This is a genomic window from Streptomyces sp. NPDC037100 (assembly GCF_055606225.1).
In genome coordinates, this window is sequence record NZ_JBVJSX010000001.1 from 1,096,471 (window position 1) to 1,115,647 (window position 19,177).

Annotated in this window: 11 protein-coding genes; 6 read left to right on the forward strand and 5 right to left on the reverse strand. The window is 70.8% G+C overall.

What is annotated here, in order from left to right:
- The first annotated feature begins 4 nt into the window (after nucleotides 1-4).
- The gene (gene galE, locus ACZ7EG_RS04950; protein ID WP_471072321.1) at nucleotides 5-985 is read left to right on the forward strand and encodes a UDP-glucose 4-epimerase GalE; all 981 of its coding nucleotides are present in this window, start codon (nucleotides 5-7) and stop codon (nucleotides 983-985) included.
- Between the two features lie 246 nt (nucleotides 986-1,231).
- Here the strand turns inward: galE and ACZ7EG_RS04955 are convergent, their stop codons facing one another.
- Nucleotides 1,232-1,858 carry a TetR/AcrR family transcriptional regulator gene (locus ACZ7EG_RS04955; protein WP_104788443.1) on the reverse strand — a complete coding sequence of 209 codons (627 nt, stop codon included), beginning with the start codon at nucleotides 1,856-1,858 and terminating at the stop codon, nucleotides 1,232-1,234.
- A 183-nt stretch (nucleotides 1,859-2,041) separates the two neighbouring features.
- Between ACZ7EG_RS04955 and ACZ7EG_RS04960 the strand changes: the two genes are divergently transcribed.
- The 4 genes from ACZ7EG_RS04960 (at nucleotide 2,042) to ACZ7EG_RS04975 (ending at nucleotide 7,747) form a co-directional block, all read left to right on the forward strand.
- Nucleotides 2,042-2,962 carry an ABC transporter permease gene (locus tag ACZ7EG_RS04960; RefSeq protein ID WP_471072325.1) on the forward strand — a complete coding sequence of 307 codons (921 nt, stop codon included), beginning with the start codon at nucleotides 2,042-2,044 and terminating at the stop codon, nucleotides 2,960-2,962.
- A complete protein-coding gene (locus ACZ7EG_RS04965) occupies nucleotides 2,955-3,791 on the forward strand; it encodes an ABC transporter ATP-binding protein (RefSeq protein WP_471072328.1) in 837 nt (278 codons plus the stop codon). Before ACZ7EG_RS04960 ends, ACZ7EG_RS04965 begins: the two co-directional genes overlap by 8 nt.
- Before the next feature lie 117 nt (nucleotides 3,792-3,908).
- Complete coding sequence (locus ACZ7EG_RS04970; RefSeq protein ID WP_471072331.1) at nucleotides 3,909-6,104, forward strand: CDP-glycerol glycerophosphotransferase family protein; 2,196 nt, start codon at nucleotides 3,909-3,911, stop codon at nucleotides 6,102-6,104.
- Nucleotides 6,101-7,747, forward strand: a complete 1,647-nt coding sequence (locus ACZ7EG_RS04975) for a glycosyltransferase family 2 protein (protein WP_471072334.1) — start codon at nucleotides 6,101-6,103, stop codon at nucleotides 7,745-7,747. The genes ACZ7EG_RS04970 and ACZ7EG_RS04975 overlap by 4 nt, the downstream gene beginning before the upstream one ends.
- Nucleotides 7,748-7,907: 160 nt before the next feature.
- Here the strand turns inward: ACZ7EG_RS04975 and ACZ7EG_RS04980 are convergent, their stop codons facing one another.
- The 3 genes from ACZ7EG_RS04980 to ACZ7EG_RS04990 all read right to left on the reverse strand — a co-directional run bounded on the left by ACZ7EG_RS04980 (nucleotide 7,908) and on the right by ACZ7EG_RS04990 (nucleotide 14,569).
- Nucleotides 7,908-12,860 (reverse strand): NAD-glutamate dehydrogenase, encoded by a 4,953-nt coding sequence (locus ACZ7EG_RS04980; protein ID WP_471072337.1) that lies wholly within the window; start codon nucleotides 12,858-12,860, stop codon nucleotides 7,908-7,910.
- Nucleotides 12,861-13,318: 458 nt separating this feature from the next.
- A complete protein-coding gene (locus ACZ7EG_RS04985) occupies nucleotides 13,319-13,984 on the reverse strand; it encodes an HAD family hydrolase (protein ID WP_471072340.1) in 666 nt (221 codons plus the stop codon).
- A gap of 69 nt (nucleotides 13,985-14,053) precedes the next feature.
- Nucleotides 14,054-14,569, reverse strand: coding sequence for a DUF6912 family protein (locus ACZ7EG_RS04990; RefSeq protein WP_471072343.1), 516 nt, complete (start codon nucleotides 14,567-14,569; stop codon nucleotides 14,054-14,056).
- A gap of 332 nt (nucleotides 14,570-14,901) precedes the next feature.
- Here ACZ7EG_RS04990 and ACZ7EG_RS04995 point away from each other — a divergent pair, with 332 nt between their 5' ends.
- Nucleotides 14,902-15,939: an Rv3235 family protein gene (locus ACZ7EG_RS04995; RefSeq protein ID WP_471072346.1), complete on the forward strand. Its 1,038-nt coding sequence runs from the start codon at nucleotides 14,902-14,904 to the stop codon at nucleotides 15,937-15,939.
- 125 nt (nucleotides 15,940-16,064) lie between these two features.
- Here ACZ7EG_RS04995 and secA read toward each other — a convergent pair whose 3' ends face one another.
- Nucleotides 16,065-18,911, reverse strand: coding sequence for a preprotein translocase subunit SecA (secA, locus tag ACZ7EG_RS05000; RefSeq protein WP_471072349.1), 2,847 nt, complete (start codon nucleotides 18,909-18,911; stop codon nucleotides 16,065-16,067).
- Nucleotides 18,912-19,177 lie beyond the last annotated feature (266 nt).

Consider the following 19,177-nt stretch of genomic DNA (forward strand, 5'->3'; position numbering starts at 1 on the left):
GCACATGACCTGGTTGATCACCGGCGGCGCCGGCTACATCGGCGCGCATGTCGTACGGGCGATGGCCGCGGCGGGCGAACGGGCCGTGGTGTACGACGACCTGTCCACCGGCATCGGTGAGCGCGTGCCCGACGGGGTGCCGCTGGTGGTGGGCTCGACCCTGGACGCCGAGCGGCTCGCCCGCACCCTCGCGGACCACTCGGTCACCGGCGTCGTCCACCTCGCGGCGAAGAAGCAGGTGGGCGAGTCCGTCGAACGGCCGCTGCACTACTACCGGGAGAACGTCGAGGGCCTGCGGGTGCTGCTCGACGCCGTGACGGCGGCGAACGTGCCGTCCCTCGTCTTCTCCTCCTCGGCGGCGGTGTACGGCATGCCGGACGTGGACCTGGTCACGGAGGAGACGCCGTGCGAGCCCATGTCGCCGTACGGCGAGACCAAGCTGGCCGGTGAGTGGCTGGTCCGTGCGACGGGCCGGGCGACCGGGCTGTCGACGGCGTCCCTGCGCTACTTCAACGTGGCGGGCGCGGCCGGCCCGGAGCTCGCGGACACCGGCGTCTGCAACCTCGTGCCGATGGTCTTCGAAAAGCTCACGGAGGGCGCGTCGCCGAGCGTCTTCGGCGACGACTACCCGACCCCGGACGGCACCTGCGTACGCGACTACATCCACGTCGTCGACCTGGCCGAGGCCCATGTCGCGGCGGCCCGCGTGCTGCGCTCCTCCCCCGGCCGCGACCTCACGCTCAACATCGGCCGGGGCGAGGGCGTCTCCGTCCGCGAGATGATCGACCGCATAAACGCGGTCACCGGCCACGACCGGCCGCCGGCCGTCGCCCCGCGCCGCCCGGGCGACCCGGCCCGCGTGGTCGCCTCCGCCGACCGCGCGGCCGCGGAACTGGGCTGGAAGGCCCGGCTGGACGTGCAGGACATGATCACGTCGGCCTGGGAGGGGTGGGTACGGCTCCACCCGGAGGCACGGCGGGACTGATCCGCCCGACCCGGGAGGGGTGGGTACGGCTCCACCCGGAGGCACGGCGGAGCTGATCCGCCCGACCCGGGAAGAGGGGGTACGGCTCCACCCGGAGGCACAGCAGGACTGATCCGCCCGGCCCGGGAGGGGTGGGTACGGCTCCACCCGGAGGCACGGCAGAGCTGATCCGCCCGACCCGGGAGGGAACCCTCGGGCGCCTGCCCGGGGGGGTTCACTCGAACGGGGTCCCGTCACGGGCCCGTCCTACAGCGCCTTCAGCCCCTCCGAGGTGGCCCGGGCCAGGGCGCCCAGGTACCCCTTCGGGAGCTTCGGGCTGCGGATCACCACCGAGCGCCAGTAAAGGGGTCCGGAGATCAGGTCGAGGGCGAGATCGTGGTCGATGCCCTCGCGCAGCTCGCCGCGGCGTTCCGCCGCCGTAACGATGCCGGTGGCGACGCCGTCCTGGCCCTCCCGCAGGGCCTTCTGCATGGCCTCGGCGATGTCCGGGTTGCGGGCCGCCTCCGCCTGGAGATCGGGGATGACCTGCGAGGCGACGGGGTGACGCAGTGCGCGGGACGTCACCTCGTAGAGAAGCCGCAGGTCGCCCTCCAGGGAGCCGGTGTCCGGCGCGGGCAGGCCCTGCACGGCAAGCGCCGAGACGATGTCGAGGACCAGGTGCAGCTTGGAGCGCCAGCGGCGGTACACCGCCGTCTTCCCGACCCCGGCCCGGCGCGCGATCCCCTCGATGGACATCCGTGCGTAGCCGACGGCCGCGAGCTCCTCGAAGACGGCCGCCCGGATCGCTTCCGTCACGTCCTCCCGCAGTACGGCCGCCCCAGCGGGGGCCCGGCGACGCGGGGGCTGCTGGGGCTCGTCGGGGTTCGTCGTCATGCCGACAGCATAGGGCGTCACGACGAAACGGTTGCGTTCCGACGTTCGTCCGACGTACGCTCCCGTTGCGACGATACGGTCCCGTCCCGACGTAAGAGTCCGTGAAGAGTCCGGTAAGAGACCACCCCGCCCCTGCTCTTCGCGGCCCCCCGGTCCCACAGCCCCCGAGCGAAAGCAGCGGATGTGAGTACGGTCCTCCACACACCGCCCCAGCCCCCGGCCCCCGCCCCGGCCGACCACGACCTCGCGGCCCTCGCCGCCCGCCACGGCCTCACGGTCAGCGGCGCGCGGCCTTCCCTGCCCGAGTACGTCCGCCGGCTGTGGGCCCGCCGCCACTTCATCACCGCATTCGCCACCGCCAAGCTCACCGCCCAATACAGCCAGGCCAAGCTCGGCCAGGTCTGGCAGGTGATGACCCCGCTGCTGAACGCGGCGGTCTACTACTTCATCTTCGGCGTGCTGCTCGGCACCAAGCACGGCGTGCCGGACTACATCCCGTTCCTGGTCACGGGCGTGTTCATCTGGACGTTCACGCAGAGCTCGATCATGGCGGGCACCCGCGCGATCTCCGGCAACCTCGGCCTGGTGCGGGCCCTGCACTTCCCGCGCGCCGCACTGCCGCTCTCCTTCTGCCTCCAGCAGCTCCAGCAGCTGCTGTTCTCGATGGGCGCGCTGGTCGTCATCCTGCTCTGCTTCGGCGTGCCGGTGTCCGCCTCCTGGCTGCTGGCGTTCCCGGCCCTCGCGCTGCAGTTCACCTTCAACGCCGGCGTCTCGATGATCATGGCGAGGTGGGGCGCCAAGACCCCGGACATCGCCCAGCTGATGCCGTTCATTCTGCGCACCTGGATGTACGTCTCGGGTGTCATGTGGAGCATCGACAAGCTGGCGCAGAAGGACAGCCTGCCCCACGTGGTGACCATCGCCCTGGCCGCCAACCCCGCCGCCGTCTACATCGACCTGATGCGCTTCGCCCTGATCGACAGCTTCGACGCGAGCCGGCTCCCCGCCCACGTATGGGCGCTCGCCGCAGGCTGGGCGCTGGTCGCCGGAGTCGGCGGCTTCATCTACTTCTGGAAGGCCGAGGAGACGTACGGACGTGGCTGAGCACCCGAGCGAGAAGATCCCCACCGTCGTCGCCGACGGCGTCGACATCGTCTACCGCGTCAACGGCACCGGCGCCGGACGCGGCTCCGCGACCGCCGCCCTCAACCGCATCGTGCGCCGCAGGCAGACCGAGAAGGCCTCGGGCGTGCGCCGGGTGCACGCCGTGAAGAACGTGTCCTTCGTCGCCTACCGGGGTGAGGCGATCGGCCTTATCGGCACCAACGGCTCCGGCAAGTCGACCCTGCTGAAGGCCGTCGCCGGGCTCCTCCCCGTGGAGAACGGCCATATCTACACCGACGGTCAGCCCTCCCTGCTCGGAGTCAACGCCGCCCTGATGAACGACCTGACCGGCGAGCGCAACGTGCACCTCGGCGGCCTGGCCATGGGCATGTCCCGCGAACAGATCAAGGACCGCTACCAGGAGATCGTCGACTTCTCGGGCATCAACGAGAAGGGCGACTTCATCACCCTGCCGATGCGGACCTACTCCTCCGGCATGGCCGCCCGGCTGCGGTTCTCCATCGCCGCCGCCAAGGACCACGACGTCCTGCTGATCGACGAGGCGCTGGCCACCGGCGACCGTTCCTTCCAGAAGCGCTCGGAGGAGCGCATCCGCGAGCTGCGCAAGCACGCGGGCACGGTGTTCCTGGTCAGCCACAACAACAAGTCGATCCGCGACACCTGCGACCGGGTGCTGTGGCTGGAGCGCGGCGAGCTGCGCATGGACGGGCCGACGGAGGACGTCCTCAAGGAGTACGAGGCGTTCACCGGCGACAAGGCGGACAAGCCGAAGCCGAAAGCCAAGCCGAAGGTCGCCGTCTCCTCATGAAGCCCGCCGTCCCCTCGTGAAGCCCGCCGTTCCCTCGTGAGGCCCACCCGGTCGGCCCTTTTGTCTCATTGATGGCAGCATGACCGCATACGGTGCAGCTGTGAGAGGGGGCCCGGGATGGCCGAGCTCAGTGTGATCGTCCACGGGCCGAACGTTCAGGACCATCTGACGGAACTCCTCGGCTCCCTCGCCGCCCATCCCCTGCCGGACGCCGAGGTGATCGTGGCGGCGGTCGGCGACTGGGCCCGGGAGACCGCCGAGCGGCACGCCCCGGACATCCATGTCGTGCCGCTGCCGGACGGCACCGGTGCCGCGGCGGCCCGGGCGGCGGGCGCGGCCCGGGCGTCCGGCCGCTGGCTGCACTTCGTGCACGCCAAGGACGGCCTGCCCGCCGGCACCCCCCGCACCGTCGCGGAGCGGGTGGCCGAACTGCCCGGCGAGGTCGACGTCCTCCTGCTCGACCACGTCCGCAGCACCTGGCACACCTCCGGCATGCCCTCTCCCGACGGCCCGCTGCTCGCCCGGGCGGGCCGCGCCGAGGTCGCCCTCGACGACTGCGCGCCCCTGCTGCGGCTCACCCCGCTGCTCGGCACCCGCGTGCTGCGCGCGGAGTTCTGGCGGGCGCACGAGCACCGGCTCGCCACCGACGACGAGCCGTATGCCGCCCTGGCCGCCCTGCTGCTCGCCGACCGCGTCGCCTGCCTGCCGCACGTCGCCTACGAGGACCGCCGGCTGCGCCCCGCGAGCCTGCCCCCGGTCGCGCCCGAGCAGCGGTACGGCCTCGTCGAGCGCTACGAGTCCCTCCTCGACCTCACCCGCGACCGGCGCGCCGCGCACACCGTGCTCTACGACGTGATGGTCCGCGACTGCCTGCGCACCTTCGCGCGCGGCGGCATGCCGGAGGAGGTCGCGCGCGAGTTCTTCCGCAGGGCGTCCCTGGCCGCCCTGCGCCGCCGTCCCGAGGGCTACCGCCGCCCGGCCGGGCTCGAAGGCGTCCGCCGCTCCCTGCTGGAGGAGGGCGCCTACGCGAAGTACCGGGCCTTCCAGGCCGTCAACCGCGCCCGCCGCACCGCCAGATCGGCCGTACGGACCCGTAAGCGCCAGGCCGGTGCCAAACTCCGCGACCACCAGTACCGCAGGGCGCTCGGCCGTCCCGTCAACCCGCATCTCGCGGTGTTCGCGGCGTACTGGAACCGCGGCGTCGCCTGCAACCCCGCCGCGATCGCCGCCAAGCTCGCCGAACTCGCCCCGCAGATCCACGCGGTGTGGGTGGTCGCCGAGGAGAACGCGGCGCTCCTGCCGCCCGGCACCGACCACGTGGTGCCCGGCAGCCGCCGCTACTGGGAGGTGCTGGCGACCGCCAAGTACCTCGTCAACAACGTCAACTTCCCCAACGCGGTGGTCAAGCGCCCCGACGCGATCCACGTCCAGACCCATCACGGCACGCCACTGAAGCGCATGGGCCTCGACCAGATGGCGTTCCCGGCCGCCGCGCAGGGCCTGGACTTCCGGGCGCTGCTTGAGCGCATCGACAGGTGGGACTTCAGCGTCTCGGCCAACAGCCACACCACCCGCATGTGGGAGCGCGCGTACCCGTCGCGGTACGTCTCCCTGGACCACGGCTATCCGCGCAACGACGTCTACTACACGGCCGGCGCCGACGACATCCGCGCGGTCCGCGACCGCCTCGGCATCGCCCCGGGACGCCGTGCCGTCCTGTACGCGCCCACCCACCGCGACTACGAGGCCGGCTGGACACCGCGCCTGGACCTCGCCGCTCTCGCCGACCGCCTGGGCGACGACACGGTCCTGCTCGTGCGCGGCCACTACTTCTACGGCGGCGCCGCCTCCCCGCTCACCAACCTGCGCCGCACGGGCCGGATCGTCGACGTCTCCTCCTACGACCCCGTCGAGGAGCTGTGCCTGGCGGCGGACGTCCTGGTCACGGACTACTCCTCGATCATGTTCGACTACGCCAACCTCGACCGGCCGATCGTGATCCACGCCGACGACTGGGAGACGTACCGCACGACGCGGGGCGTCTACTTCGACCTGATGGACCAGGCCCCGGGCCCGGTCGCCCGCACCCAGCAGGAGCTGACGGAGATCCTCACCACCGAGGCCTGGCGCGACGAGAGCGCCGCGAAGACCCGCGGCGTCTTCCGGCGCCGGTTCTGCGAGTACGACGACGGACGCGCCGCCGAACGCGTCGTCCGCCGGGTCTTCCTCGGCCAGGACGAACGGGACCTGCCTCCCGTGCTGCCGATCGAGGAGCGCACCCCGGCCCCGACCCCGCAGGAGGCGACCGCATGAGCACCCCCGACGTCACCGTGACGGTCATCGTCTACAACGACGCCGAGCGCCTGACCCGCGCGGTCGAATCGGTCCGCCGACAGACCCACCCGAACCTCGAGATCATCATCAGCGACGACCACTCCACGGACGCCACCCCCGCGGTGGCCCAGCGGCTGGCGGCCGAGGACCCCCGCATCCGCCACCTCCGCCTGGAGCGGAACAGCGGCGGCTGCAGCGCCCCGCGCAACCGCGCCCTGCAGATCGCGCGGGCGCCGTTCCTGATGTTCCTCGACAGCGACGACGAACTCCCCCACGACGCGGTCGAACTGCTGCTCGCCGCACACCGCGAACGCGAGATCGACTTCGCGATGGGCGCGGTGCAGCGGGTCCGGGTGGACAACGGCCGCCGCTCCACGTGGATGCCGCACCTGGTCGCCGAGCGCCGCACCCTCGACGGCATCGAGGCCGACCCGCGCCTGCTCTTCGAGCACCTGGCCACCAGCAAGATGTACGCCCGCGCCTTCCTCGACCGGCACGAGCTGCGTTTCCCCGAGGGCATCCACTACGAGGACCAGTTCTTCTCGGTGAAGGCGTACTGCCTGGCCAAGAGCTTCACGATCATCCCGGAACCGGTCTACCGCTGGTACGTGGCGCCCTTCGCGGACTACGAGACGGCCTCGATATCGAACCAGCGGCACAAGCTCGCCAACGTCCGGGACCGCGTCCACGTCCAGCACCTCATCGACGCGTTCCTGACCGAGAGCGGGCACGAGGCGCTGCGCGAGGACAAGGACCACAAGTTCCTCAAGCACGACCTGCGGATGTACGCCGGTGACCTGCCCTACCGGGACGACGCCTGGCTGACGTCCTTCGCGGACATCGTCACGCCCTACCTCGACACGCTCGCGCCGGGCGCGTTCGCACGCCTCCCGCGCGCCGAACGCGTCGTCATCCAGCTGATCCGCGACCGCCGTCTGCCGGAGGCACGCCTGGCCGCCCGGGGCCTGGGCCACGGAGTGGGCCCGAGGAGCGTGACCACCGACGCGGCAGGCCGCCCCTACTGGGGAGAGCGGGTCCCCGAGTCGGAGTGGTCACGCCGCGAACTGAGCGTCTCCGACCTGGAGCTGGAGACCCGTCCCTTCCCGAGCGCCCAGTTCCGCCACGAGATCAAGGAGATCACCCGGGGGCCGGGCGCTTCGATCGACCTCACGATCCGCACCTACGACCCGGCGCTGCGCCTCCCCGTCGGCCCTCAGCGCGCGACCCTCCTCATCGCCCCGGGCGGCCGCCGCCTCCACGTCCCCTTCCGTCTCTCCCCGGTCCGCCCCGGCCTCTTCGAGGGCCACGCCCATCTGGATCTCGGGGCGGCCCCGCTCCCCCTCCAGGGCTTCGCGGGAATCCGCCACCCGCTGCTCCGCCTCCAGCACCAGGGATTGTCGAACACGGGCCTGCTGCTGGCCCCCCTGATCTTCCCGGCCCTGACGACCCGTGTCCCGTCCCACCACCTGACGGTGGAACCGGAGGGCCACAACCCGGGCCGCCTCCAGGTCCGCTGGGAGCCGGTGGGCATGACGGCGGCCCTGATCCGCCCGACGGTACGCAGACTGGCCCGCCCGAGAGTGAAACGGGTGGTGCGGCTGGTGGCGAGCGCACTGAAGTAGCGCCCCTCGACTGCGGCCATGCGCGCCCCTGACGGCCCGCACCGTCACGCCCCGAGCCTTGGCCGGATCGGGTGGCTCCTCCCGCCGAATCGCCCCGAGAACGCCAAGAACAAGTGCCCCGGGCCGGAACCGGCCCGGGGCACCCGTCACGCCGTACGCCCTACGAGTGCGTCCGCAGCAGCGTCCTCATCGTGCGCATCGCCACCGACAGGTTGGCGAGGTCGAACGCGTCGGAGCTCTGGATGTCCTCCAGTGTGGTGCGGGCCCGGCCGAGGATCGCCGCGTTCTTCTGCTCCCACGCCTTGAAGCGCTGTTCGGGCGTCGAGGTGCCGTTGCCCACCGCCAGGACGTCGGCGGTCAGCGCCGCGTGCGCCGCGTACAGGTCCTCGCGGATCGCCGCGCGGGCCATCGACTGCCAGCGGTCGGCGCGGGGCAGCTCGATGATGCGGTCCATGAGCTGGGTGATGCGCAGCCGGTCGGCGAGGTCGTAGTAGACCTCGGCGACGTCCAGCGGCTCCCGGCCCATGCGGTCGGCGATCGAGACGATGTCGAGCGTCGGGAAGGCCGAGGAGAAGCCCGCCACCCTGGTGGCGAGTTCGGCCGGGACGCCGGCGCCCGTCAGCTCGTCGTAGATCTTCTGGTACCACTCCAGGTCGGCGCCGCGCAGCAGCTTCGGCAGCTCACCCCAGACCTGCTCGACCCGGTCGGCGAAGAAGTCGACCGTCCCGGCGAGCTCCAGCGGCTGCGGCCGGTTGTTGAGCAGCCAGCGCGTGCCGCGCTCCACCAGGCGGCGCGCGTGCAGCCGGATGCGGGTCTGGACCTCGGCCTCGACCTTGTTGTCGAGCGCCTCGACCCCGTCCCACACCGGGGACTGGCGGAAGATCGCCCGGGCCGCGGTCTGCGCCCGCACGATCTCCTCGAGCGACGCGCCGGTCTCCTCGCGCAACCGGTGCAGGTACGTCGTACCGCCCGTGTTCACCGTGTCGTTCACCAGCACGGTCGTGGTGATCTCACGGCGCAGCGGGTGGCTGACGAGGTGCTCGGGGAACTGCTCGCGCAGCTCGGTCGGGAAGTACGCGTGCAGCAGGGTGCTCAGGTACGGGTCGTCCGGCAGCGAGGTGTGCAGCAGCTCCTCGGCGACCGTGATCTTCGTGTACGCCAGCAGGACGGCCGTCTCCGGGCCGGTCAGGCCCTGGCCCTGGGCGAGCCGCTCGCGGATCTGCCGGTCGGTGGGCAGGAACTCCAGCGCCCGGTCGAGGTGTCCCTCCCTGACCAGGTGCTTCATGAAGCGCTGCTGGGCGTGGAGCATCGCACTGGACTGGGCGAGGGCGTTGGCGATCGCCGTGTTCTGCGCGTAGTTGTTGCGCAGCACCAGGCGGCCGACCTCGTCGGTCATCTCGGCGAGCAGCTTGTTGCGCTGCTTGACGGTCATGTCGCCGTCCCGGACCAGACCGTTCAGCAGGATCTTGATGTTCACCTCGTGGTCGGAGGTGTCCACACCCGCGCTGTTGTCGATGGCGTCGGTGTTGATCCGGCCGCCCTGCAGCGCGAACTCGATCCGGCCGAGCTGGGTCAGGCCGAGGTTGCCGCCCTCGCCGACGACCTTGACGCGCAGGTCCTTGCCGTCGACGCGGATGGCGTCGTTGGCCTTGTCACCGACGTCCGCGTTGGACTCGGCGGAGGACTTGACGTACGTGCCGATGCCGCCGTTCCACAGCAGGTCCACCGGCGCGTGGAGGATCGCCTTCATCAGGTCGGCCGGGGTCAGCTTGGTGACCTTGGTCTCGATGCCGAGGGCCTCGCGGATGTGGGCGTTGACCGGGATCGCCTTGGCCGTGCGCGGGAAGATGCCGCCGCCGGCCGACAGCAGCTCCGTGTTGTAGTCCTCCCAGCTGGAGCGGGGCAGCTCGAACAGACGGCGGCGCTCGGCGTAGGAGGTGGCGGCGTCCGGGTTCGGGTCGATGAAGATGTGCCGGTGGTCGAAGGCCGCCACCAGGCGGATGTGCTCGGAGAGCAGCATGCCGTTGCCGAACACGTCACCGGACATGTCGCCGATGCCGACGACCGTGAAGTCCTCGGTCTGGGTGTCGACGCCCATGTCGCGGAAGTGCCGCTTGACCGACTCCCAGGCGCCGCGGGCGGTGATGCCCATGCCCTTGTGGTCGTAGCCGGCGGAACCGCCGGAGGCGAAGGCGTCACCGAGCCAGAAGTTGTAGTTCTCGGCGACCCCGTTGGCGATGTCGGAGAAGGTCGCGGTGCCCTTGTCGGCGGCGACGACGAGGTAGGTGTCGTCCTCGTCGTGCCGGACGACGTCGGCCGGGGGCACGACCTCGCCCGCGACCATGTTGTCGGTGATGTCGAGCAGGGCCGAGATGAACGTCTTGTAGCTGGCGATGCCCTCGGCCATCCACGCGTCCCGGTCCACGGACGGGTCCGGCAGCTGCTTGGCGACGAAGCCGCCCTTGGCGCCGACCGGCACGATGACGGTGTTCTTCACCATCTGCGCCTTGACCAGGCCGAGGATCTCGGTGCGGAAGTCCTCACGCCGGTCGGACCAGCGCAGACCACCGCGCGCGACCTTGCCGAAGCGCAGGTGCACGCCCTCGACCCGCGGCGAGTACACCCAGATCTCGAACGCCGGGCGGGGCGCCGGAAGGTCGGGGATGGCCTGCGGGTCGAACTTCATGGAGACGTAGTCGTGCGGCATGCCGCCCGCCGCCTCCTGGAAGAAGTTGGTCCGCAGCGTCGCCTTGATGACGGTCAGGAAGGACCTGAGGATCCGGTCCTCGTCGAGCGAGGCCACCTGGTCGAGGGCCGCGTCGAGCTCTTCCAGCAGCGCGTCCACGATCTCGTGGCCCGCGCGCTGCCGGTCGGGCGACATCCGCGCCTCGAACAGGGAGACGAGCAGGCGGGTGGTGTGGACGTTGTTGCGGAGGGTGTCCTCCATGTAGTCCTGGCTGAACGTCGACGCCGCCTGGCGCAGGTACTTCGCGTACGCCCGCAGCACCGTCGCCTGGCGCCAGGTCAGCCCGGCGCTGAGCACGAGGGCGTTGAAGCCGTCGTTCTCCGCCTTGCCGGTCCAGGTGGCGGCGAAGGCGTCCTGGAAGCGCTCGCGGGCGTCGTCACCGAAGTGGTCCCCGGCACCGTTGGCGCGGGGCATGCGCAGACCGAAGTCGTAGATCCAGACAACGCTGCGGTCCGAGCAGCGCAGCTCGTAGGGCCGCTCGTCGACGACCTCGACCCCGAGCCGGTTGAGGACCGGCAGGACGGCGGAGAGGGAGATGGCGTCGCCCGTGCGGTAGATCTTGAAGCGGCGCTCCTCGGGGGCGGCGCCCACCGGCTCGTACAGGCTGAGCGCGAAGTCCTTGTCCGCCTCGGCGTTCAGCTGCTCGAGGTGGACGAGGTCGGCGACCGCGGCGCGCGGGTTGTGGTCGGCCTTGTAGCCCTCGGGGAAGGCGTGCGCGTAGCGGCGCATCGCCTCGGCCGCGTGCTCCTCGCCGAGCTCGGCGTTGAGCGCCTCGGCGAAGGCGTCCTCCCAGGAGCGGGCGGCCTCCACCAGCCGGGCCTCGATGCGCTCCTTGTCGGAGTCGGACAGTTCCGGCAGCTCGGTGCCCTGCGGGACCCGGACCACGAAGTGCAGCCGGGACAGGATCGACTCGGTGTTCCAGGCGGTGAAGTCGACGCTGATGCCGCCCAGCTCCTCCTTGAGGATCTCGATGATCCTCAGGCGCACGGCCGTGGTGTAGCGGTCGCGCGGGAGGTAGACGAGGGCGGAGTAGTAGCGGCCGTACTCGTCCTGGCGCAGGTAGAGCCTGAGGCGCCTGCGCTCCTGGAGGTAGAGGACGGAGGTGACGATGGACCGCAGCTCGTCGACCGGGGTCTGGAACAGTTCGTCGCGCGGGTACGTCTCCAGGATCTGTGTCAGGTCGCGGCCGTCGTGGCTGTTGGGCGAGAACCCGGCGCTCTCCAGGACCTCCTCGACCTTGCGCCGGATGACCGGCACCCGGCGCACGGACTCGGTGTACGCGGCGGAGGAGAACAGGCCGAGGAACCGGCGCTCGCCGATGACGTTGCCGTCGGCGTCGAACTTCTTGACGCCGATGTAGTCCAGGTACGACGGCCGGTGCACGGTCGCCCTGCTGTTGGCCTTGGTCAGCACGAGCAGCTTGTGCTCACGTGCCTTGGCCCGGGCGTCGGCGGGCAGCCGCTCGAAGGACGGGCTGACCGGGTGGCTCTCCTCGGCCGCGTGGTGCGGGTCCGCGCGCAGTATGCCGAGCCCGGTGCCGGGCACGGCGGCCAGCGAGTCGTCGTCGCGCAGCTGGTACTCGCGGTAGCCGAGGAAGGTGAAGTGGTCGTCGGCCAGCCAGCGCAGCAGCTCGCGGGCCTCCTCGACCTGGGGTCCGGGCAGGTCGCCGGGGATGGGCTCGTCCGGCAGCCCCTCCGCCAGCCGGATCGCCGCTTCCCGCATCTTGCCCCAGTCCTCGACGGCCTCACGGGCGTCGGACAGCACGCGCAGCAGGTCGGCGGTGATCTGCTTCAGATCGGCCCGGTCGGTCTCGCGGTCGATCTCGACGTGGATCCAGGACTCGACGTGCGCGTCGTGGGGAAGGTCTCCGGTCGCCGGGGTCGACAGGACCTCGATGAGCTTGCCGGTGACATCGCGCCGCACGACGAACTGCGGGTGGATGACGACGTGGATCCCGCGCCCCTGCCGCGTCAGCTCGTTGGTGACGGAGTCGACGAGGAAGGGCATGTCGTCGGTGACGACCTCGACCACGGAGTGGCTGCAGGTCCACCCGTTCTCTTCCACCGTGGGGGTGTGCACCCGCACGTTGGCCGTGCCCTGGGGGCGGTTCTCGGCCAGCCGGTAGTGCGATACGGCAGCTCCGAAGACGTCGACCGGGTCGCGGTCGGTGAGGTCCTCCGGGGCCGTGTGCAGGTAGTAACGCTGGAGGAACGTGAGGAGGGTCTCGCGGTCCGGGGCCTTCTGGGCGTCTGGGGTCTCCTCGCCCGTCGACCCGGTCGGTAGGTGCCCCCCGACCGGGCTGTTCTCAGCTACCCGGGCGGCCCTCTCGAGCAACTCGGCCTTGGCTTCGTCCAGCTTGGTCTGCATTGTCCTCTGGCTCCTGTCGCGCGCCGTTGCGTGACGTAGAAGGAAGTACGGCCTCTGCGCTGACGGCCTCACGTCGTGACACGGGGTATCCGGTCTGTTCCGACGGTATGCCGCAAGGCGAGATGAGCGGGGGTGTCTGAGCCATTCTTGAGCTGCGCCACCGGTGTGACGCTGCTCTCTGCGACGCTCGGGTACGGGTGATGCTCGGCGTCCCGGGAGTCCTCGATGGCACGTCCCGCCCGCGAAGACCAGCGACTGCCGCCCGGTCACGGATGTCGTCCGTGCTCTCCGGGCGCAGGGCAGGGACGACGACGTCCCCGCGAACTATCGCGCTGATCACGCCACCAAGGCTATCGCTCCTCACAGGGGCTCCGTCATGAGCCGTATGTGTACAAAACCAGCCGTGGAAGTTTGACGTTCTGCACAGTGCCGCTACGGGTTCCCGTCAGGAAGGCCGGTCACGCCGCGAGCCGCTCCGCCTCCGCGACCGCTTCCTCCAGCGTGTCCACGACAGGAACGCCGACGGCTTCCAGGCTCACTCTGCTGTGCGATCCGCCGGTGTACAGCACCGCCCGGGCCCCGACATGCAGCGCCGCCACCGCGTCGTCCGCGGCGTCCCCGATCACCACGGTACGCTCCGGCGCCACCCCGCTCAGCGACGCCAGGTGCCGCACCATGTGCTCGGCCTTGCTGCCCCCCGACGGCCCGGTCCGCCCGTCCACCCGTATGAAGTGCGGCTCGATCCCGAACCCCCGCACCAGCGGTACCAGCTCCTCGTGCACGTACATGCTCAGGATCGACTGGCTGCGCCCCGCCGACCGCCACCCGGACAGCAGCTCCACGGCCCCCGCCGTCAGCCCGCACGCCGTCCGGTGCTCGGCGTAGTACCGGTGGAAGACGTCGTCCATGGCCTCCCACTCGGCCTCGGTCGGCAGCCGCCCCATCAGCCGCTCGTAGAACTTCGGCACCGGTACGCAGTACAGCTCCCGGTACTTCTCCAGCGTCAGCGGCTCGAGGCCCAACTCGGCGAAGGCCGCGTTCGTCGCCCCGATGATCGCGTCGATGTCGTGGAACAGCGTCCCGTTCCAGTCCCAGACGATGTGCGCGCCCGTCTTCATCCCCATGCCCGAAAACGTACCCGCCCCCACTGACAATCAAGAGAGCGGCGCTTCAACGCGCCCCCGGTGACGGGTTCAGTCCCCGCGTCCCACCAGGTTCGCGATCTCCTGGGTGGCGAACCACAGCAGCTCGTGGTCCTCCGCCCCGTCCACGACGAACTGTGCGTCGTCGTCCCCGTCGTCCGCCGCCGGCAGTGCGTCGGCGGCCGCCGTCACATCGGCCTCCGCGTCCGTCGCGTCGACGTGCACCGACGCCGCCTTGCCGAGCGGCACCGGGCCCGCGACCCGCACCTCCCCCAGCGCCGCAGGATCGAGCCCCCGGTCGGGGTCCGCGCTCACGGCCCGGTCGGCGACGTCGACGGCGATCACGACCCGGCGCCGCGGCGCCCCGGGCTCGGCGGCCACCAGGCGCAGCGAGGCCAGCGCGGCCCGGCCGAGTGCCGCGTACTCCAGTTCCTCGATGTCGTCGGAGACGTACCACTCGCGCAGCCCCGGCGTCACGGCGTAGGCGACGAACGGCCCGCTTCCCAGCTCACCCGTCTTGTACGCCTCGGCGAGGCCGGGGAGGGTCAGGGGCACGTAGACACGCATGGCTGGCCGCTTTCGTGGTCGTGGTGGTCGTGTTCGGAGGTCTCGGCACGGCTCCGGAAGGTCTTCAGGATACGTGCGGGGCGTCCCCTTTCGAGCCCCGCCCCGTGCCGCCGGACGCGTCCACCCGCGGCCCGGAATTCACCCGGGACGGCCCCCGGCACACAAGGGCTCCCTCCTCCGACATCACCCGGATAGGTGGCATTTCCTGCACCCGCGACCCGAACCGCGCTTCCTTGCCGGGGCCCCCGTCCACCCCGTACAAGATCACCAACCCGAAGTTACTCCCCGGTATCCACCGGGCCCACGAAACGGGGACCCCCATGCACAAGGTCATGACCAGGACCCACCACCGCTCGACGCCCCGCCCCTCGCCCCACAGCGACACACGCCGCCCGGCCCCGACCACGGCACCCCGCCCACCGGCGACCACCACAGCTCACACCCCGGCCGGTACTTCACCTCGCACCCCCGGGAACGCCGCACCCCGCACCCCCGGCACCTCAGCCCTCGCCCCGTCGAGTGCCGCATCCCGCACCCCCGGGAACGCCGCACCCCCCACACCCGGGAACGCCGCACCCCGCACCCCCGGCACCTCAGCCCTCGCCCCGTCGAGTGCCGCATCCCGCACCCCCGGGAACGCCGCACCCCCCACACCCGGGAACGCCGCACCCCGCACCCCCGGCACCTCAGCCCTCGCCCCGTCGAGTGCCGCATCCCGCACCCCCGTCGGCACCGTCTCCACGCCGCCGCGTGCCGGCGGCTCCGCGCCTCCGCGCTCTCCCGGCAGCGGACGGGGCCGGCCCCCGGCTGCCGGCGGTCGTCCGCCGGCCTCCGCCCGCGCCAGGGCTTCCCGCACCCGCCCAGCGGACACGCGCCCACCGTCCCTCTCGGCAACCCGCGCAGCCCCGCGCCGGGCCCCTGAAGCAAACGCCTCCCCGGCCCGCCCGAACACCACCGCCCCCGCCCCCGCCTCCACCGAAACCGCCCCACGTGTCCCGGCCGCCCGCTCACGTCACGCGGCGGTCCCCCAGCTCCTGCCCACCGACGTTTTCGCCGACCTCCTCGTCGCCGTCCTGAGCGGCCACCGCCCCGTCCACTCGATGCTCCGGCACACCCGCGGCCGCGCCTACGACGAGCTGGCCTGGCTGGCCGAACGTGGCCCCCTGCGCACCCGCGGCGCCCGCCCCGTCGTCCGCGACATCGGCTGGTTCGAACCCCGGCCGGGCGCCATCGAGGCCTTCGCCCGCATCGGCGCCGGCGACCGGCTGCGCGCCATGGCCTTCCGCCTGGAACTCGGCCAGGACCTCCGCTGGCGCTGCACGGCGGTGGAACTCGGCGGCCCCCGCCCGCCCCGCCCGGAGTGCGACTGAGGCCTGCCGAGGCCCCCGGAAAGCGGGTGCCGGTGCGTCGGGCACCGGCACCACGGACCCTCGCCCACGACGAGGGGCCGGACACCCGCGGGTGTCCGGCCCCTCAAGCCGCTACGCGGCAACCGTCACTTCTTGCGACGCCCCCGGCCCCGCGCCTGCTTGCGCCGCTCCGCACGCGTCAGGCCGTCGGCCTCGGAGCGCACCGGCTCGCCGTCCTCGGTGAAGTCGCCCTCGATGGTGCCGCCCTCACCGTCGACCGTCGGCGCGGAGAAGTGGAGGTTGCGCCGCTGCGGGACGTCGAGCCCCTTGGCACGGATCTCCGGACGGGAACCCGCCTGGGCCGGCACCGCGTCGCGCTTCTCCAGGTCGGCCACCGGCTTGGTGTCCTCGACCGGGACCTCCTCGACCTGCTGCTCGACCTGGACCTCCAGGTTGAACAGGTAGCCGACGGACTCCTCCTTGATGCCCTCCATCATGGCGGTGAACATGTCGAAGCCCTCGCGCTGGTACTCGACCAGCGGGTCCTTCTGCGCCATGGCGCGCAGGCCGATGCCCTCCTGGAGGTAGTCCATCTCGTAGAGGTGCTCGCGCCACTTGCGGTCCAGGACCGACAGCACGACCCGGCGCTCCAGCTCGCGCATGATCTCGGAGCCGAGCTGCGCCTCACGCGCCGCGTACTGCTCGTGGATGTCGTCCTTGATGGAGTCGCCGATGAACTCGGCGGTCAGCCCGGCGCGGTCGCCGGCCGCCTCCTCCAGCTCCTCGACGGTGACATCGCACGGGTAGAGCTGCTTGAAAGCGCCCCACAGCCGGTCGAGGTCCCAGTCCTCCGGGAAGCCCTCGGCGGTCTCGGCCTGGACGTAGGCGTCGATGGTGTCGTCCATGAAGTGCTGCACCTGCTCGTGCAGGTCCTCGCCCTCCAGGACGCGGCGCCGCTCGCCGTAGATGACCTCGCGCTGGCGGTTGAGGACCTCGTCGTACTTCAGGACGTTCTTACGGGTCTCGAAGTTCTGCTGCTCGACCTGCGACTGGGCGGAGGCGATCGCGCGCGTGACCATCTTGTTCTCGATCGGCACGTCGTCCGGGACGTTCGCCATCGACATGACGCGCTCGACCATCTGGGCCTTGAACAGGCGCATCAGGTCATCGCCGAGGGAGAGGTAGAAGCGCGACTCGCCCGGGTCGCCCTGACGGCCGGAACGACCGCGAAGCTGGTTGTCGATGCGCCGCGACTCGTGCCGCTCGGTGCCGAGCACGTAGAGCCCGCCGAGCCTCTCGACCTCGTCCTTCTCGTTCTGGACGGCCTTCTCGGCCCGCTCCAGCGCCTCGGGCAGGGCGTGCGCCCACTCCTCGATGTGCTCCTCCGGGTCGAGGCCGCGCTGGCGCAGCTCCGCCTCGGCGAGGTCCTCCGGGCTGCCGCCGAGCTTGATGTCCGTACCACGGCCGGCCATGTTGGTGGCCACCGTGACGGCGCCCTTGCGGCCGGCCTGGGCGACGATCGTCGCCTCCCGGTCGTGCTGCTTGGCGTTGAGCACCTCGTGCTGGATGCCGCGCTTGCTGAGCTGCTGCGAGAGGTACTCGGACTTCTCGACGGAGGTGGTACCGACGAGGATCGGCTGCCCCTTGCGGTGCTTCTCCTCGATGTCGTCGACGACCGCCTCGAACTTGGCGACCTCGGTGCGGTAGATCAGGTCGGACTGGTCCTTGCGGACCATCGGCCGGTTGGTCGGGATCGGCACCACGCCGAGCTTGTAGATCTGGTGGAACTCCGCGGCCTCGGTCATGGCCGTACCGGTCATGCCGCACAGACCGGGCTGTTCCTTGCCGTTGTGATCGTGGCGCTTGTAGAGGCGGAAGAAGTTCTGGAGGGTGATCGTGGCGAGCGTCTGGTTCTCGTCCTTGATCGGCACCGCTTCCTTCGCCTCGATGGCCTGGTGCATGCCCTCGTTGTAGCGGCGGCCCGCGAGGATACGTCCGGTGTGCTCGTCGACGATCATGACCTCGTCGTCGATGATGACGTAGTCCTTGTCCTTCTTGAAGAGCTCCTTGGCCTTGATGGCGTTGTTCAGGTAGCCCACCAGAGGGGTGTTCACCGACTCGTAGAGGTTGTCGATGCCCAGCCAGTCCTCGACCTTGGCGACGCCGGACTCGTGGATGGCGACCGTGCGCTTCTTCTCGTCGACGTCGTAGTCGCCGGTCTCCTCGATGCCCTTGAGCGGCTGGCCGGCCTCGCCGCGCTTGAGGCGCTTGACCAGCTTCGCGAAGTCCCCGTACCACTTGGTGGCCTGGTCGGCCGGGCCGGAGATGATCAGCGGCGTACGGGCCTCGTCGATGAGGATGGAGTCGACCTCGTCGACGATGGCGAAGTTGTGGCCGCGCTGGACGAGCTCGTCCTGGGACCACGCCATGTTGTCGCGCAGGTAGTCGAAGCCGAACTCGTTGTTCGTGCCGTACGTGATGTCGCAGGCGTACTGCTCGCGGCGCTGAGCCGGCGTCATGTTGGCGAGGATGCAGCCGACCTCGAGCCCCAGGAACCGGTGGACGCGGCCCATCATCTCGGAGTCACGCTCGGCCAGGTAGTCGTTGACCGTGATGATGTGGACGCCCTTGCCGGACAGCGCGTTCAGGTACGCCGGCAGTGTGCCGACGAGGGTCTTGCCCTCACCGGTCTTCATCTCGGCCACGTAGCCCATGTGCAGGGCCGCGCCGCCCATCATCTGCACGTCGTAGTGACGCTGGCCGAGGACGCGCTTGGCGGCCTCGCGGACGGTGGCGAACGCCTCGGGCAGCAGGTCGTCCAGGGTCTCGCCGTCGGCGTAGCGCTGCTTGTACTCATCGGTGAGAGCGCGCAGCTCGGCGTCGGAGAGGTCGACGAAGTCCTCTTCGATGGAGTTGACCTGGTCCGCGATGCGGTGCAGCTTGCGCAGGATCTTGCCTTCGCCTGCACGCATGATCTTCGAGAGGACGGACACGGGGGTTGGTCTCCTTGCCGGTCGGGCCTGGGACGGTCGGTTACCACTTGACTTACTGAGCAACGGCCATCGTATGCGAGGACCCCGCCGCGCCGGGAGGGCCTGCCGTGACGGCGACCGTCCGCTGCTTCAATTCTGATTCACGTCTGCTTCAAAGGGGACAACGTGCAGCACCCCCGGATAGTGCCGCACCTCTCCACCGAATTGCACAAAGCGTGATCGCTCCCTCACCGAGAGCAAAACAGATGGCACTGTGGTCCGCCGCC